Origin of the sequence: Flammeovirga sp. OC4 (assembly GCF_000812565.1) — a bacterium.
GTDB lineage: Bacteria > Bacteroidota > Bacteroidia > Cytophagales > Flammeovirgaceae > Flammeovirga.
Window position 1 is genome coordinate 1 of sequence record NZ_JTAM01000028.1, and the last position, 19,058, is coordinate 19,058.

Annotated in this window: 8 protein-coding genes; 7 read left to right on the forward strand and 1 reads right to left on the reverse strand. The window is 36.5% G+C overall.

The window, feature by feature from the left end; genetic code table 11:
- The first annotated feature begins 279 nt into the window (after window positions 1–279).
- From PL77_RS16195 to PL77_RS16210, 4 genes are all read left to right on the forward strand, one after another.
- The gene (locus tag PL77_RS16195) at window positions 280–2,376 is read left to right on the forward strand and encodes a peptidylprolyl isomerase (protein WP_044207486.1); all 2,097 of its coding nucleotides are present in this window, start codon (window positions 280–282) and stop codon (window positions 2,374–2,376) included.
- Between the two features lie 271 nt (window positions 2,377–2,647).
- Window positions 2,648–3,322 (forward strand): tRNA (5-methylaminomethyl-2-thiouridine)(34)-methyltransferase MnmD, encoded by a 675-nt coding sequence (gene mnmD, locus PL77_RS16200; protein WP_082026591.1) that lies wholly within the window; start codon window positions 2,648–2,650, stop codon window positions 3,320–3,322.
- A gap of 10 nt (window positions 3,323–3,332) precedes the next feature.
- The gene (gene nadD / locus PL77_RS16205; RefSeq protein ID WP_044207490.1) at window positions 3,333–3,905 is read left to right on the forward strand and encodes a nicotinate (nicotinamide) nucleotide adenylyltransferase; all 573 of its coding nucleotides are present in this window, start codon (window positions 3,333–3,335) and stop codon (window positions 3,903–3,905) included.
- Between the two features lie 91 nt (window positions 3,906–3,996).
- The gene (locus tag PL77_RS16210) at window positions 3,997–5,235 is read left to right on the forward strand and encodes a carboxypeptidase-like regulatory domain-containing protein (RefSeq protein WP_044207492.1); all 1,239 of its coding nucleotides are present in this window, start codon (window positions 3,997–3,999) and stop codon (window positions 5,233–5,235) included.
- A gap of 333 nt (window positions 5,236–5,568) precedes the next feature.
- Here the strand turns inward: PL77_RS16210 and PL77_RS16215 are convergent, their stop codons facing one another.
- Entirely contained in the window at window positions 5,569–7,173 is a 1,605-nt protein-coding gene (locus PL77_RS16215; RefSeq protein WP_044207494.1) for a fumarate hydratase, read from the reverse strand.
- 451 nt (window positions 7,174–7,624) lie between these two features.
- Between PL77_RS16215 and PL77_RS16220 the strand changes: the two genes are divergently transcribed.
- From PL77_RS16220 to PL77_RS16230, 3 genes are all read left to right on the forward strand, one after another.
- Window positions 7,625–9,430, forward strand: a complete 1,806-nt coding sequence (locus PL77_RS16220) for an acyl-CoA dehydrogenase family protein (protein ID WP_044207496.1) — start codon at window positions 7,625–7,627, stop codon at window positions 9,428–9,430.
- 567 nt (window positions 9,431–9,997) lie between these two features.
- Window positions 9,998–10,762 (forward strand): cyclase family protein, encoded by a 765-nt coding sequence (locus tag PL77_RS16225; protein ID WP_044207498.1) that lies wholly within the window; start codon window positions 9,998–10,000, stop codon window positions 10,760–10,762.
- A gap of 639 nt (window positions 10,763–11,401) precedes the next feature.
- Window positions 11,402–18,913, forward strand: a complete 7,512-nt coding sequence (locus PL77_RS16230) for a S8 family serine peptidase (RefSeq protein ID WP_044207499.1) — start codon at window positions 11,402–11,404, stop codon at window positions 18,911–18,913.
- Window positions 18,914–19,058: the final 145 nt, after the last annotated feature.

Consider the following 19,058-nt stretch of genomic DNA (forward strand, 5'->3'; position numbering starts at 1 on the left):
GCGGGTTCGAACCCCGTTTTTCGCTCTAAAAGCCTAACAGAAATTCTGTTAGGCTTTTTTTTGTGTCTTTTTTGGTGTTATCCTTACATTTTTTTGTATTTATTGGTGCCGAATGATTGAAACTTCTTACATTTGCATGTTTTTATTATCACTTAGTGACTTCGGGCTAATTTTCAAGTGAGACGGTCAAATGGCGGAGTGTTTGGAAATTAGGGCGTAAAAACATTAAGATTTAAATACGAACAGATTCATATATAAAGCATTTTTTTTTAGTTTATCATGGCAATAATTACGAAGATCCGAGAAAAGTCTGGCGTTGCAGTTGGATTGATCGCAATAGGTCTGATTTTATTTATGGTGGGGGGCGACTTAATGTCACCAAACTCAAGATTATTAGGTAGCAACAAACAAATTGTTGGTGTTATCGGTGGAGAAGAAATTGAATTAAGACAATTTAGTGAGATTGTCGACGCTATAAAAGGCAATTACCCTACACCTCCAAACGAACAACAAATGCAAGGTGTTCGTCAAATGGCTTGGAACGAGTTAATCTATCGTGTTGCTTATGGTCAACAAATGGAAGAACTTGGTGTTACAATTTCTTCGGAAGAATTAGACGATATCATTTCTGGTAACAACATTGCTCCAGAATTTGGTCAGTACTTCAGAGATTCAACTGGTGAAGTGAGCAGAGATAACATCAAAATGTACCTTGCTTCTTTAAAGCAACAAGGTCCTAGCTCTCCTCAGTACCAACAGTTCTTAAGCTTCGAGCAACAATTGAAAACGTCTCGTACTAGAATCAAATACGAAAATCTTATTTCAAGAACTTACTTTGCTTCTGACTTAGAAGGAAAGAAAGAATATGAAAAACAAAACGATAAAGTTGAAATCGCTTACTTAAACGTTCCTTTCTACAGTGTTGCTGATTCAGTAGTTAATACTTCTGAGTCTGATGCGAAAGCATACTACAACGCCAACAAAGAAGAGTTTAAGCGTGATGCCAACAGAGGTATTGAATTTGTAAGCTTCCAAGTGAAGCCATCTGATGCTGATAAGAAAAACTTAGAGGCAGATATGCAAGATCTTGCTAGAGCATTTGAAAGAACTTCAAACGATACAGCTTTCGTTGAAGCAAATACTGAGGGAGCAACTAAATTCTTGTCAGCGAATATGACAGGTCTTCCTACAGTTTTAGATGCAAACGAATTAGAGGAAGGTAAAGTTTACGGTCCTCACTTCGCTGCAGGTTCATTCAGAAACTACAAAGTATTAGGTACTTCAGAAGATACAGTTTACTCTGCTAGAGCTTCACATATCTTATTCAAAAATGATAAAGATGATGCTAAAGCAAAGAAAGAAGCATTAGCTACTTTAAGAAAAATCCAAGGTGGTGAAAACTTCGAAGAATTAGCGAAGAAAGTAGGTGACGCAGCTCCTACTACTAAATCAAGAGGTGGTGACTTACAGTGGTTCTCAGAAGGACGTATGGTTCCTGAGTTCGACAAAGCAGTGTTCTCAGCGAGAAGAACAGGTTTGATCTCAAGATTAGTAAAAACTTCTTTCGGTTACCATATCATTAAAGTAACTGAAACAAAAACAAAAGAGCAGTTTGAGTTAGCAGTAGTAGAAAAGAAATTATCTGCTTCAGACGCTACAATCAACGAAGCTTACCGTAAGGCATCTGTATTTGCTGCATCAGCAAAAGGTGGTAGAAAAGCATTTGAAGAGTTAGCTGAAGAGCAAAAGATCTTCATCGAGCAAGCTTTAACAATCGCTCCTACTGCAACATTTATCAATAGCTTAAGAGGTAACTCAGTAAGACAAGTAATTCGTTGGGCATACAATGAGGCAGATGTTGATGATGTATCAGAAGTATTTGACTTAGATGATCGTTTCGTTGTAGCTACTTTAATGTCTGCTCGTGAAGAAGGTGTAGCTGATTTTGCTGATGTTCAAAACGAAGCAATGGTTGAAGCTAAAAAAGCAAAGAAAGCAGAATACATTACTTCTAAATTAGCTGGTTTATCAGGTTCTATCGAGGACATGAGAAAAGCTTACGGAAACGGTGCTAAAGCGGACATCGCTTCAGATCTTTCTTTAAATGACGTATCGATCCAAGGTATTGGTATTGCTCCAAAAACAATTGGTACTGCATTTGGATTAAAAGAAGGTGAGGTATCGAAGCCAATCGTTGATGAGAACAGCGTAGTAGTAATCAAAGTAAGAAAAGCAGACAAAGCTTTAGAAACTGCTGATTACTCAATCTACCAAACTCAAGTAGAAAACAGATACAACAGATCTGCGAACTACAACATCTTGGAGGCTGTAAAAGAGCTTTCAGAAGTGAAAGACGAGCGTTACAAGTTCTTCTAGGAACTTTCAACATATAATAAAAGAGACTACCTCAAAAGGGTGGTCTCTTTTTGTATATGACTATATAGAGATTTAACCAAATGTTTTGTACACCATAGTTAAAACTATGGGTAGGTGATACAACAACCTTATCAAGACTAAAGTCTTGATAGTTGATGACTCGGAAATAACACTTTAGTGTTGTTGGAGACTTTATAACTTGCTCATGACTTTAGTCATGGTGCACGATGTTCATTTTTTTTTCTTTGTTAGTATTTAAATGAAAAGTAAAATGGGAAATATCAAGATTATAGAAACAAGTGACGGTTCAAGTTCTTTGTTCAATGAACAGTTGAATGAAACTTATCATTCAAATCATGGAGCATTGACAGAATCGAGATATGTATTTATCAAATCAGGTTGGGAAGATGTGAAGAATGGAAAAGATAAAACATCTATTCTTGAAGTAGGTATGGGGACCGGGTTGAATGTAATTCTAATGATAGAACAAGCATTGAAAAATCCAGATCATACTTTCTCTATGATTACTCTAGAGCCTTTTCCTTTGAGCGAAGAATTAATTGAAGGATTAAATTATACGGACCTTTTAGAGGAGGAGCTAACTACTTACTTCAAAACAGTACACTCTTGTGATTGGGAAAAGGAAGTCGAGATTTTACCTAATTTCACTTTAACGAAAAAGAAAACTACCCTTCAAGATTTTGAATCGGAAGAGAATACCTTTGATGTGATTTTCTTTGATGCTTTTGCTCCTAACAAACAGCCGGAAGTATGGTATGTAGAGAACCTTACAAAATGCTTTGCTGTCAATAAGCAAGACGGTTTATTTGTGACGTATTGTGCCAAAGGGCAGCTTCGTAGAGACTTGGTAAGCGTTGGATATGAAGTAGAACGTTACCCAGGTCCTCCTGGTAAGCGTGAAATGTTGAGAGGTTGGAAGAAATAATAATTACACAATGAAGACAGGATTATTTTTTGGATCATTTAACCCCATTCATATTGGGCACCTGATACTTGCCAATGCCATGATTCAAAGTGGTGAGGTGGATGAAGTTTGGTTTGTTGTTTCTCCTCAAAATCCTTTTAAGAAGAGAGGATCATTACTTCATGAGTTTGATCGCTTGGATATGGTCAATGCCGCCATTCAAGATAATTATAAGTTTAGAGCATCAGATATAGAGTTTAGAATGCCTAAACCAAGTTACACAGTGGATACATTGGTTTACCTTCAAGAAAAGAACCCTAAGCATTCTTTTAAAGTAATTGTCGGTGAAGATAACCTTGCTGGGTTTAGAAAGTGGAAACACCATGAAATCATCTTGGAAGATTATGGCTTATTAGTCTACCCAAGACCTCATGCTAAACCTTCAAATTTGAAAGAGCATCAAAATGTAAAAATGATTGAAGCTCCGATGGTAGATATTTCAGCGACGTATATCAGGAATTGTATCAAAGAAGATAAAGACTTTAGATATATGGTACCTGAGGGTGTGAGGACGTTGATTCAGAGTAAAGGGTATTATAAATAAGGAACTTTTTAGTAGAAGCCTTCAAACATATAATTATTTAGTTTGAAGGTTTTTTTTATATTGAGGGATCAAAAACTAAATCAATGTAACAATGCAAACTAAATCGGCACTTCAGAAACACTTTCTCTTTTTCCTATTCACCTTATTAATTACGTCCTCAGCTTTCTCACAGTCTCAAAAAGACTTTGATTATAGTGCCAACAGAGAGCAGCTTATTAATCAATCAATAGAAGGGTTAGATAGCCTTGAAATTGACAATTGGCTTTTTGAGTTCAGCTGTAGTGATAGTATTAAACTAGAAATAATTTTTGAGATGAGTGCTCAAACTCTTGCTTTAGAGCTTGTATCCATTAAAAAATATGAAGGAGGTTTAGCACATCTTCAGGAAATGTATATTGCTGAATGCGATGATATTTCAGGGAAGAACTATAAAAGTAAAGCTGAACTAACTGAAAGAGTAAACCAACTACTAGACGCTTATGAGCAAACTTCAGTTAATTTGATAGGTATTGGTTATGTTAAAGGTCAAGCTATCCAAAAACAACCTTTACCGTTGTTGAAAAAATATATTCATGGCAGTATAAAAAGTACCACGAAAGAGCATGTAGAATATGCAGCAGTCGGTATTGTAAATTCAGAATACGGAACAATCACCAATCACTATGGATATTTTGAATTGTCTTTCCCTCCTTCCATATCAGAAGATGCAATTTTAACGATACAACATGTAGGTTATGAAAAACTTGAAGTTCCTTTAAAGCAGTTTATTTTGCACCCTAATGTCATCGTAACGCCAAAAGAAAGCGTTTTGGATGAAGTGATTGTATTGGATAAAAAAGAACAGTTTAAGAGAAAAATACTAGGTGATAAGGGTAAGACAAATGAATCAGGTTTTGTGTATGGGGGAAAAGAAGGAACTGAAATCGCGAAAAGATTCGATACTAAAAATAAGAAAGTCTTTATTAATAATGTCGGTACTTTTGTGAGTAATAGAGAAGGAAAAAAATTCAAACTATTGGTCCATCTTTACGAGGAAGATACTCAAACAGGATTGCCGGGAAGATCACTTCTGAAAAAGCAGGTTGTCTTAGAATCAAAATTAGAAAGAGGATGGGTTAATGTCGATCTCTCTGAGCAGAATATTATAACAAATCAGCCATTTTATGTAGCCTTCCAATGGATAACTCCAGATATTTCAATACCTCATATTGGTATGACAGGAAAGAAAGGTTTGACAAGAATATCTTCTTTAGGAAAATGGAAAGATAGTGGTCAATTTAAGTGGATGATGAATGCAGAAGTGACATTTTTAGAAGAAGAAAAGCTATAAATTAACTATTCTGAAAAAAGAAGAACTAATGAATTTTTCAAAGACCAAATCAGATCGTATTTTAATAAGTATGCTAACGAGTTTGGCATTAATAAAAGCTATTTACTATGGCTATCAGTTTGGAGTATACATTGGAGATAAAATTTTTTAATTCAAGATGAAAACTAAAGCAATAAAACTTATTCTACTATTGGCAACCATTTTTATAACTGATTATTTCTTGACTGAATGTTGGGATGATTTTATAAATGGGCTTTTAGGAAGATGTTAATAAAAAATCCCTTACAGCATGCACTGCAAGGGACATATATATGAAATCTATATAATTCAGAATTATAACTCTGCGAAGAAGTCATTTCCTTTATCGTCAACAATAATGAAGGCTGGGAAGTTTTCGATTTCGATCTTACGAACCGCTTCCATTCCTAAATCTTCAAAGTCAACTAACTCCACAGATTTGATGTTCTCTTTTGCAAGGATTGCAGCAGGACCACCAATTGAACCTAAGTAGAATCCACCGTGCTCGTTACAAGCGTCTGTTACTTGTTGCGAACGGTTACCTTTAGCCAACATGATCATCGAACCACGTTTTGCTTGGAAAGGTCCTACATAAGGGTCCATTCTACCGGCAGTAGTTGGTCCGAATGAACCTGAAGGCATTCCTTCTGGCGTTTTCGCAGGACCTGCATAGTAGATTGGGTGATTCTTGAAGTACTCAGGCATTTCCTCGCCGTTGTCCAACATTTCTTTGATACGAGCGTGAGCGATATCACGAGCTACGATCAATGTACCTTTCAAGTTCAAACGAGTTTTGATAGGGTATTTCGTCAATTCAGCTAATACCTCATCCATTGGACGGTTCAAGTCGATTTCAACTGGGTTGTCCATTTGTGATTCTTCAGTAGGAATCAAACGACGTGGATCTTTTTCTAATTCTTCTAACCAGATACCATCTTCGTTGATTTTCGCTTTGATGTTACGGTCAGCCGAACAAGAAACACCAATACCTACTGGGCAAGAAGCAGCGTGACGAGGTAAACGGATTACTTTCACATCGTGCGTGAAGTATTTACCACCGAACTGAGCACCGATTAAACTCTCTTGACAGATCTTTTGAATTTTTTCTTCCCATTCAACATCACGGAACGCTTGACCACCCATGTTACCTTCAGTTGGTAAGTGATCATAGTAACCAGCAGATGCTTTTTTCACTGTAGCCATGTTTGCTTCAGCAGAAGTACCGCCTACTACAAACGCTAAGTGATAAGGAGGGCAAGCCGCAGTACCAATTGATTTTAATTTTTCCTTTACAAAAGCCGTTAAACTTTCTTCGTTCAATAAAGCTTTAGTTTGTTGGTAAAGGAAAGTTTTATTGGCAGATCCACCACCTTTTGCCATAAACAAGAACTCATAAGAGTTACCTTGATCTGAGTAGATGTCGATCTGTGCAGGAAGGTTAGTACCTGTGTTTTTCTCCTCAGTCATTGTCAAAGGAACAACTTGAGAGTAACGTAGGTTTCTTTCCTTGTATGTTTCATAGATACCACGCGATAACGCTTCAGCATCATTTGAACCTGTAATTACGCCTTCACCTTTTTTACCAACAACAATTGCAGTACCTGTATCCTGACAAGAAGGTAATTGACCTTCTGCTGCCACAGCTGCATTTTCTAACAATGTACGAGCAACAAAACGATCGTTATCAGAAGCTTCAGGGTCGTCTAAGATTTTTGCTACTTTTTCTAAGTGTGCTGTACGAAGGTAGAAAGATACATCCGCCATTGCCTCTTGAGAAAGTAGTTCAAGACCTTTAGGGTCTACTTTCAAAAACTTACGTCCGTCTACTTCAATTGTAGAAACATAATCTTTGGTTAATAATCTATACTTTGTAGTGTCGTCCTTTATCGGGAAAGGCTTCTGATAAAAAAAATCGCTCATTGTTTGTTCATTTATTGTTTCCTATAAACAGTCAAAAGTGTTGATTAGTAATTGAATGCATTAATTCTAACCTCCTCAATACTTCAACTGCGCAAAAATACAATGCAAACATGAGTACATAAGTGAGATTAGTCATAATTGTAAATACATTTTAATGATTCTTATAAAAAAGTGTGTTGAGCTACTTCATTTTCACCCAAAAACACCTTTTTCAGGAAAATAAGCGTTAAAATCACATTTTTTTCTACTTTTTGTTATGCTTGCATAATAATTTTCATATATTTGAAAATGAATGTTATGCAAGCATACGTTTTTAAGTGAATGGTTGTTTTTGTAATACATTCATCATTGCAGAATAATTAAGATACACACATCCAATAAACAATACATGAATAAACACGAGTAGTTTATTCTCATCCAAAATAACAACACACAAAATTTATACAGATCAATGAATACTGTAACCAATAAAAAAGCAATTAAAGGCGGTGAGTTTTTGATCCGCGAAACAGAGGCGAATGAGATTTTTACGCCAGAAGAATTTTCAGAAGAGCAGGTGATGATGGCACAAGCCACAAAAGATTTTATCGATCAGGAAATCACACCAAAAGCCAAAGAAATTGATGGACATAACTGGGAATTAGTAGAACAAATTTTTGCCAAAGCTGGTGACTTAGGATTATTAGGTATTTCTGTTCCTGAAGACATGGGTGGCTTAGGAATGAGCTTTAATACTTCTATGTTAATTGCAGATGTATTTGGTGAAGCAGGTTCATTTTCAACAACTTATGGTGCGCATACAGGTATTGGTACTTTACCAATCCTTTATTACGGTACACAAGAGCAAAAAGAAAAATATCTTCCAAAATTAGCAACAGGCGAATGGGCAGCGGCTTACGCACTGACAGAACCTGATGCAGGATCTGATGCTAATTCTGGTAAAACAAAAGCAGTATTAACTGAAGATGGAAAACACTACTTGCTAACAGGTCAGAAAATGTGGATTTCCAATGCAGGTTTTGCAGATTTATTTATTGTTTTCGCAAAAATCGAAGACGATAAAAACCATACGGCATTCATTGTAGAGAAGTCATTTGGAGACATTACAATGAACGAAGAGGAAGAAAAGCTTGGTATTAAAGGTTCTTCTACTCGTCAAGTATTCTTCAACGAAACTGCCGTACCTGTTGAAAACATGCTTTCTGAAAGAGGTAATGGATTTAAGATTGCCGTTAACATCTTAAACATCGGTAGAGCGAAGTTAGGTGCTGGTGTGTTAGGTGGTTGTCGTGCAGTGATCGATCACTCTATCAGATATTCTAAAGAGCGTAAGCAGTTTAAACAGCCTATCGCAAACTTTGGAGCAATCAAGCAAAAAATAGCTCAAATGGCCACTAAGACTTATGTAATTGAGTCGATGTGTTACAGAGCTGGACAAAATATAGAAGACCATACCGAAGAATTATTATCAAGTGGTATGGATGAAGCAAAAGCGAAATTGAAAGGTGTAGAGCAATTCGCTATCGAGTGTGCTATCCTTAAAGTCTTCGGTTCTGAAACATTGGATTTTGTAGTAGATGAAGGTGTTCAGGTCTATGGTGGTATGGGCTTCTCAGCAGATGCACCAATGGAAAGAGCGTACCGTGATGCTCGTATCTCAAGAATTTATGAAGGTACGAACGAAATCAACCGTATGCTTTTAGTAGGAATGATGATCAAGCGTGCAATGAAAGGTGAATTGGACATTGTATCACCTGCAATGGACGTTGCAAAAGAGCTGACTTCAGTTCCGTCATTTGAAACAATAGATGCTTCAGTGTTATTCAACATTGAAAAAGATATTTTGAAGCGTTTGAAAAAAGCAGCCTTAATGGTAGCAGGTAGAGCGGTTCAAGTATTTGAAGCAAAAATCAACGATGAGCAAGAAATTCTGATGAATGTTGCTGACATGTTGATTCAGATTTATGCAGCAGAATCAGCAATGCTTCGTACCGAAAAAATGGTAGAAGAAAAAGGTGAGGAAGCTTGCAAAGAGCAAATCAATATTTCAAAAGTGTTTATCCGTGAGGCGGCAGAGCAAATTGCTACTTCAGGTAGAGAAGCAATTGCAGGTATTGCCAAAGGCGATGAGCAAAAAGTAATGTTGATGGGCTTGAAACGTTTCACGAAGTACGAATTAGAAAATGTACACGTGTTGCGTAGAGAATTAGCAGATACGCTGATAGAGAAGGACACTTATCCTTTCTTTGTCATCTAATTTATAATTGATAGAACAATAATATATAAGACATTTGTCTTGCCCTATCGAGTGAGGGTAAGATTAAATAGGACGATTAAATACTTGGTTACATGAAAGAAAAAGCCAGCCTGTTTCGGGTTGGCTTTTTTAATGCTTGGTATACTTCAACCTAGGTTATTGAGTGGTCTATAAGACAAGATTCTTAGCATTTTTGCAAGTGGGCGTTCTTGCCAATTAGTTTAGTAGTACAATTCCGGCCTTGAAGGGAAAAGCGTTAAGAATTTCATGTATTGAGCCGTTAAAAATGATTTTCTTGTTTGAGCTTTAGCGAGTTTAAAATCATTTAGGTGAGAGGAGTGGAATTTAGCTTTTAACTTCAAAGCCTTGACTTTTTTGCTTCGTTTTTGTGTTAAGACAAAAATGAAGAGGAAAGATGCTTGGAAGTAGAGCGTAAGAAAGTTGCAGTAATATCAATTGATAGTTGATGAAAATAGAGTTTAAAGTATACTTAGTACTTACTTTTCAAAAAAAATACTTAACATTAAACACTCAAATTTTTTCCCAAACTTAAACTAATAGTCAGCTATGAAAATTATTGATCTCTCTAAACCAATTCAGTTCAACAAAAAAGACCCGTGGTTTATGCGTGTGAAAATCAAACACAAACCCCATCGCAAGGCAAAGTGGCTTATTCGGATCCTAGGTCTTCCATTTAAACTATTCCCCAAAGGATTTGAAGGCTGGGCTGATGATACCATCGAAAAAATGGGCGTTCACTCTACCACTCATATTGATGCACCTTGGCACTACTCTCCTACCGTGGCAGGGCAAAAGGCAAAAACCATTGATGAAGTACCTTTGGACTGGTGTTATGGTGAAGGGATTGTAATCGATATGAAACACAAACTTGATTATGAACCGATCACTCAAGAGGATGTGGAAACATTCCTTTCGGAGAATAATTTAGAGCTGAAAGAAGGAATGATTGTGTTGGTGAAAACAGGTCGAGATAAGTTTAATGGCACGGAAGATTTCCACAAAGTAGGAACAGGTATGAGTGCAGAAGCAACACATTACCTTATTGATAAAGGAATTAAAGTAATGGGGATTGACTCTTGGGGGTGGGACTTGCCATTACCTTATTTAATTGAGCAAGCTAAGGAAACCGGAAATAAGGAATTATTCTGGAATGCACACCTTGTAGGGAAAGAAAAAGAGTATTGTCATATGGAGCAGTTAGTGAACCTTGATGCCTTACCTTATTCAGGTTTTAAAGTGGCTGTTTTTCCGTTGAAAATTGTAGGAGCATCTGCAGCGCCAGCAAGAGTGGTAGCGATGATGGACAACTAAATTGAGTGAAGAATGAAGAATAAATGGATCTTGTAGTGGTTCGTAATCCACTATTACAGCCATATATTTTTTCATTTTCTTTAGATATATCTAATCAAAAAGAGCCTTAGGTAGCAATAGATTTGATGCTGATTTTATACAGTGTTAAACCTTAAATTCACCTACTACGAGGCTCTTTTTTATGTCTAAATTTTCGATTAAAGCTATTTTTCTTTCAATTTTAGTGTGAAAGAGTCTTGTTTTTATTGTTGTTGTGAGAAAATGTGATGAATACCTTTTTTGTAGTTTAAAGTGTTTATTTATAGTGGTTTATGAATTTATTTTTGATTGTTATTAATGTTGATGTAGCACTGATGTAGTAGTCTATTTGGACACATGTAGCATATGGTTTTTTGAATTTACACTTGTTTACGACTTAAAATTGTGTGGGATCTAACGATGAACTTTTATCAGAAAATATGTCTGACAAGAACACGAAGAAATCTCGCAAGAGTAATCAACCCTTAGATAAGGATAAATTACTTGAGATGATTGAAGTACGAAAAAAGGAGACAGACGTGCTTCAGAAATTACTGCATCTATTAAGGATAAAATAATTTCTAACCAATTCAATTTTTTAAACCGCTAAACAGACTATCAATGAGAAATCATTTACCAAAGGTATTGACTGTCTTGATATGCCTTTTAGCTGCGGTATTTAGTACCTCAGTTACCTATGCACAAGAACCTATTGTCTTTTCAGAAGGGGTTGCACAAGGCGTGATCAGAGTCAAGTTTAAAGAACAAACAGATGCAAGATTACAAGTAACTCCAATGAACGGAGGAATTGCTACGCTTGGAATTGCAGCGTTTGATGCAACAGCTCAACAGTATGAAGCTCAAAATATGAGGAGAGTATTCCCATATAATGCTAAGTTTGAGCACAAATTAAGAAAACACGGATTACACTTATGGTACCAAATGGAGGTATCTACTTCGGCATCGATTGATGCAGTAGTCCAATCATTCTCTACACTTGCTGATGTAGAAATGGCAGAAGTGATCAGAGAGAAGCGTTTAATTGAGCCAGACGCGAAGTTCACTCCTATCACAAAAGATCAAATTCAAGCTTTATCAGAAACAGCTCCTGTAAATGACCCATTGCTTTCAAAACAATGGCATTACAGCAATGATGGTTCTGATGCAGCATGGACAAAAGGTGCAGACATTAACCTTTTCAAAGCTTGGGAAACAACAATGGGTACTAACAACATTATTGTTTCAATCCATGATGAAGGTATTGATGTAAACCACGAAGATTTGAAAGCCAACTTGTGGATCAACGAAGCCGAGCTAAACGGTGTTGAAGGAGAAGATTCAGACGGTAATGGATATATTGATGATATCTATGGGTGGAACTTTGCTTCTGCTTCAGGAGCTATTGCTCCTCAAGGTCACGGTACACACGTTGCAGGTACAGTAGCCGCTGTTAACAACAACGGTATCGGTGTTGCAGGTGTTGCAGGTGGTGACGGTGAAAACCAAGGTGCATTGTTGATGTCTTGCCAAATTTTAGGCGGTCCGCTTATCGATGTTGCTACTTCTTACATTTATGCCGCTAACAATGGTGCGGTCATCTCTCAAAACTCATGGGGATATACTTCAGAAGGATATTTTGATCAAGTAGTATTAGACGCTATTGATTACTTTATTGCTGAAGCAGGTGATTATGAAGGTTCACCAATGAAAGGTGGTATCGTAATCTTCGCGTCAGGTAACAATAATCACCCAGGTAAATGGTATCCTGGATACTATGAGCCTTGTTTTACAGTAGCTTCTACAAACCCTCAAGATCAAAAAGCAGATTACTCTAACTATGGTGACTGGATTGAGTTATCAGCGCCAGGTGGAGAAACATCTTCAGCTTTAACAAACGGCGTATTATCTACATTGCCAGGCAATGATTATGGATTCTACCAAGGTACATCAATGGCTTGTCCACACGTATCAGGTATTGCAGCATTAGTACTTTCTCACTTAGGTGGTGAAACAATGACGCCTAATCAGTTGAAAGCACAACTATTGACAGGTGTAGTTTCTATTGAAGATCAAAACCCTGACTATTTAGGTCAGTTAGGTTCTGGTAGAATTGATGCTTCTTTTGCATTAAGAGAAAATGAAGGAATTGCTCCTGACTCTGTAGCTTCTTTTGAAATTGCTTATGAAGGTTTTGATCACATTGCATTAAAATGGATGACTCCTGCTGATGAAGATGATGGTCAAGCAAGTACTTTCGATATTTATTATTCTGAAGGAGAATTTGATTTAGAAACAGCTACTGTAGTAAAAGTAAATTCTGCTAGTGCTATTGGAGATTGGAACGTAAGACAAATTGATGGGTTAAAAGCAGAGACAGCTTATTCATTTGCAATTGTAGCAAAAGATAGATGGGAAAACGCAGCACCAATGTCTGTTGTCATTAATGGCGCAACTAACCTTGGTCCTAAATTGTCATTCTCAAAATCATCAATGTCTATCACGGCAGATGTAACTACTTCAACAACTGCTTCTGATGAGATCACATTTTTGAATGAAGAAGAAGGAAGATTAATTTACTCTTTAGAGACAAGATATAAGAATCACTACCCTAAGACTTATTCTACAATTTCAGCTGGTAGAATGACTGAAGCTTCAAAATTAGGAGTTCAACCTTCTCCACGTTTAGAAGTAATGTCATTGAGTGACCATACTGAATTAGAAGAGTTTGAAAAGCAATATTTAGAATACTGTAATCCAGTTTTTGCACCATCATTCTTTATTGGAGACACTGACTTATCGATGCCAAATACAGCAGCTACAGCCTTTGTTGCTCCAGAAGATGGTTTCAACCTTACACACATTGAGTTTTACTTAAACACTTTGACAGAAGGAACTACTTACGCTCAAATCTACCAAGGTAATATTTTAAGTACAGCGACTTTGAAGTGGCAAACGGAATTAGAGCCTCAAGATGATGATATTCACTATTTCAGATTGGATGAGCAATTGTATTTCCCTGAAGGAGAGGTATTCTGGATCGTATTAAAAGTACCAGCAGGAAACCAATATCCTTTAGTAATTGGTGAATACAACTTCTCAAAAGAAGGTCAAGATAAAATGTTCTACAGTAATGACGATGGTAAGTCATGGTCTTACTTAGTAGACGCAGTTGGTGATAAGACACAAGCTTATTTAGTTTCAGCGATCAGTGATAACCCTTCAGTAGGTGAATTTATTACATTACAACCTGCTTCAGGTGATATTGTAGGTAACTCAGAGCAAGTAATTACAGCGACTGTAGATGCTTCTACGTTAGTAAACGGATCATACAATTCTGTCATGTTTGTAGAGTCAAATGATCCTGAAGAGCCATTGAAAAAAATCAATATTTCAACAAGAGTGGATGGTCATAAATCAGACATCAAAACATTGGATATTGTTGATTTCGGTAGCGTTCAAGTAGGTTCGGAGAAAGAATTGATTATTGAAGTAGGTAACTATGGTTACGGTATTTTCAAATTAGCGAACAACGTTACACAAGAAGGTAGCGAAGCATTTGAACTTTCTGAAAAACCATATACTTTCTACTCTAGAAAAATTGGTCAAATTAAGATCAAATATACACCAACTCAAGGTGGAGCAGAGACGGCTAAGTTTGTGTTTACAGATGCTACTTATGGTGGATCTTTTGAAATCAATGTTGTTGCATCAGCAATTGAGCCTTCAAAAATTGAATTAACGCCAGCTGAACAAACATATACTTTAGGATTGGGTGATACAGATGAAGGTGTATTTACAATCAACAATACAGGTAATTATCCATTACAATACTCAATTCCAGTTTATGATGAAAATGTTGAAGAAGGTGTTCACCGCTTCGGTTATTCATGGGAATTGGTAACAGACAATTTTGTTTGGGAAGAGTTAGATGGACAAGCAGATGTTTTGGACTTCACGAAGCAATTCAAAGATGATTCATTCCTTGATTTTATTGAAGTTGAGTTAGGATTTGATTTCCCATTCTATGATACTTTGGTGAACAAAATGCATGTATCACATGTTGGTATGATTGCCTTGGATACGAAAGATCCTGTAAATGGTAGCTGGGGTAAATTATTAGGAGCAGACTTTACTTCTAATGGTTATGTAGCAGGTTTGTACATGTATACAAATATTGGTTTAGATACTAAATTCCTTTATAAGAGATTTGGTGACCGTATTGTAATGGAGTATAAAAACTTATATACAATTGCTTCAGAAGATACTTACGGCGAGTCTTATAAGATCTCTTATCAAATTGTATTACATGCAGATGGTAATGTAGAGTATAGATACCAAGATGTTTGGGGTATCAGAAATTCAAACTCACCATTTATTGGTGTGGAAAGCCCTGATAAAAAAGACGGTTTCTATATCTATGAAAACTCACAACAACCTGAAAAGTTATTTACTTCAAAGAACTCAAATGTTACAATTAAGGTAAATCACCCAGGTAGAAAAATAGCTAGAAACTTAAGCAGTACAAGTGGTGTCGTTCCTGTAGGTCAGTCTGTAGATATTGCTTATGATGTTGTAACAGAAGGATTAGATGAAATGAGAAACACTCAAAACATCTCTATCTATACAAATGATCCAGTAACGCCATTAGCTCACTTTACATTACATGCAGATGTAACAAGTGGTGGTGAAGCAGTAGTGACAACAACTAAAGACGAGATCATCTTTGGTGATGTATTCAAAACAGCAACACCTTCTTCAACAGTGATGTTTAGAAATAAAGGTAATAAGCCAATTTCATTCACATCAGCAGTAGTTGAAAACGGTTCATTTGAAGTTGACAAGACATCGTTTACAATTGATCCAAGACTTTCAGAAACAGTTAAGGTATCATTTACAGCAACTACTACAGGTGCAATGTCAGATAACTTAATCGTCACTGATGAGTTAGGAACAGTTTATACTTTCCCTATTACTGCCAATGTTATCCATGCACCAATGATCAGCGTGGACAACTCAGATCGTCACTTTACTTTGAATGCAGGCGAAAAAGACCAACTTTCAATTGTAGTAGACAACTCTGAAGGCGAAGCAGACTTAGAAGTATTACCAATGGGATCGCATTGGTTATATGAAGAGAAAGAAGTACAAGCAATGAGTGTAATTCCTACTTACTCTTATGCTTGGAAAGATAATATGAAAGTGTTATCAGGTTTTGAAGATCCAGAATCTCCATCTTATCAATTGATCGACATTACGAAAAACGGTCAGAAGATTGAAATCGAGTTGGATGATTATTGGGAGCCTGTAAAATTACCATTTACGTTCAAGTACTATGGTATTGAGTACGATAGTATTTACATCGGTATTCACGGTCAAATGAGTTTCAACTACTACCATGGTGCTCCTCTAGGAGATAAAGTATGGTACCCATTAGAAATTCCTTTTGCTCATGATATCAATAACTTGGTAGCACCACTTTGGATGGCAGGTGGAGAAGATTACTATGATGAAACACCTACCAAAGGTATCTGGTACTACGAAGATGAGGAGAAATTTGTAGTGACTTATGAGCGTTTCCAACACTTCGGTAACATCTTAGGAGGTCATGCAACAGCTGAAACTGTATTCTACAAAGACGGTAGAATCAAAATGCAGTACAAAACTTGGAACCAAACAGGAGTTGATTTCTGGAATAAGTGGTTAACTATTGGTTTAGAAAATCATGATGGTACTGAAGGTGTAATGGTGAACTTCTACCGTTCATACATCAGAGACGGTTTAGTTATCGAATATACACCAACAGAAAAGACTGTAATTCCTGCAGGAGAGTCTAAAACAATGAACTTTGCAGTTGATGCTGAGAAACTTTTAGATGGTAACTATAAATCTACATTAAGATTGATCAGTGAGTCTCCAAATAATGAAGAAGTTGAAATTCCAGTTCATTTAACAGTGAATGGTGTGGCTACTTTACAGTGGGATAAAGAAGTGATTGATTTAGGTGATATTTTATGGTCAGAAGGACAACAAGTTGAAGCAATATTGAATACACAAAATATTGGTACAAAAGGGTTGAACTTGGCTGAAATGAAGTCGATCAGAGGTACAAATCCTAGAATTGAGATTTGGGGTTATAACCGTGATTGGAATGGTAATCCATTTGGTGATCCACTATGGTTAAATACTGCTTTCTTTGATCCTTTATGGGCTCCATGGCCTTCTTTAGCTCCAAGTGAAGATCTTGCAACAAGATTTACGTTTACACCAACAGCAAGCGGTGCATTCTTAGATTCTATGGTTGTAAATGATGCAATGGGTCTTACAGATACAGTAGTGGTGAAAGCCAACTTGATTTTACCTCCAACTATGATCGTAGATGCTGATACTATTCATACCTCTTCATTAGATAACGAAGAAGTAATCACTGAAACAATTACAATCAGCAATGTTGACGGAGGTTCTGACTTACATTACACAGTAGAGTCTGAGTTCGTAAGAGCAGGTTTCGCTACTTCAGTATTCAATAAGTTCAATTCAGAAATCAATACTGCATCTCTTAATGCTTCAGTAATTGCATCTCAAAACACAGGAATTCAAACTACTCAAGAGTTTGATGATGAGATCAACTACTTCAAAGGTTATGAGAAAGCAGGTGGAATTGGTTATGGTGCAAACAGCTTCAGTACATTAACGAAGTTCAAAGCTCCATCAACAGGATTTAACTTATCTCACGTTTCTACTTGGTATGTACCAGCAGGAATGGCGAATGCTACATTGGAGATTGCGATCGGAATCGGTGATATTGACAATCCTACAATCTTACATGAGCAGTCTTTTGAAACAGAAACTGCAATTGATGATTTAGAAGGAGCTTTATTCACATTTGAATTAGAAAAATCTCTTCAGTTCCACCCAGGTGAAACAATTTACATGATCATCACTTATCCATTCGGTCCAGCAAGACCACAAGGTTTTGTAGAATCAGCGGAGACAATGTCAGATATCTCATACATTGAAGTAAATGGCGGATGGTTAGACGTAACAACTGACAGCAGATTCCCATTATTACTTTGGATGAATGCTTTACATCAGTCAGAAAGAATCACACCATGGGTTACTTTATCTTCATTCGAAGGAACAGTGGCACAAGGAGAATCTGTAGATGTTGATGTTACATTTACGCCAGCAAATGCACTTTCAACTTCAGAAAAAGCAGTATTCAAATTCATCAGCAACGATGTGAATGCTGAAGTGGAAGAAGTAACAGCAATGATGACATTAAACAATGCTCCTGAATTTGTTGACTTCCCTGCGAACATTGAAATGGATGAAGCAATGGATTCAACTTTCATGATCACTGCTATGGATTATGACGGTCATGCTTTCACATTCGAAGTAGATGAGCACATTCTTATCGACAGCAGTTATGTAAACAATGATACATTGTCAATTCAATTAGTAACAGACTATGAGAGTGCAGGTGATCATTCATTCAATATAACAGTAACAGATGAGCATGGTATTGCTACAACTTCGGCAATCAATGTAATGGTGAACGATGTAAACAGAGCTCCAATTGCAGTTGAGCAAGATACATTGTACTTAGAGCCTGGCGTATTGCCAACTTTCCTTGATCCATCAGAAATCTTCTCAGATGAAGACGGAGACGAGTTGACGTTTGGTATTGCTACTTCAGATGATGGTGTGGTAATGGCTAGCTTAACTCAAGGTCAATTTGCAATTTTAGGATTGATTGAAGGAGAAACAGAAGTAGCATTAATTGCAACCGATATTCACGGTGCATCAGTAATGACGATGTTATATGTAATAGTTGAGGTAGAAGTACCAACATCAATTGATAAGGATTTTGTAAGTCAAACCAACTTAAGAAACTATCCTAATCCAGTACTTGGTGAAACTACTTTCGCATTCAATATGATAAAGTCAGGTGATGTATCGATCAAGATATATAACATGAATGGAGTATTGGAACAAACAATTTCACTTGGTCAATTAGGTAGTGGAAATCATGAAGCTATCATTGATTTGTCATCGTTAATGACAGGAATGCATATCTACACTTTAACAGTAGACGGTAGTGTGGAAATGTATAATAAGTTGATCAAAAAATAATAGAATTAGAACGAAATTCACTTTTATGAAACCACCGGGTCAATGATCCGGTGGTTTTTTCTTTTATAGAATAAATATATAAATATCTAAAAATGAGATCTTTATGTTTTTATTTGAAATTTTATCGAAAAAAAATAACTCATTT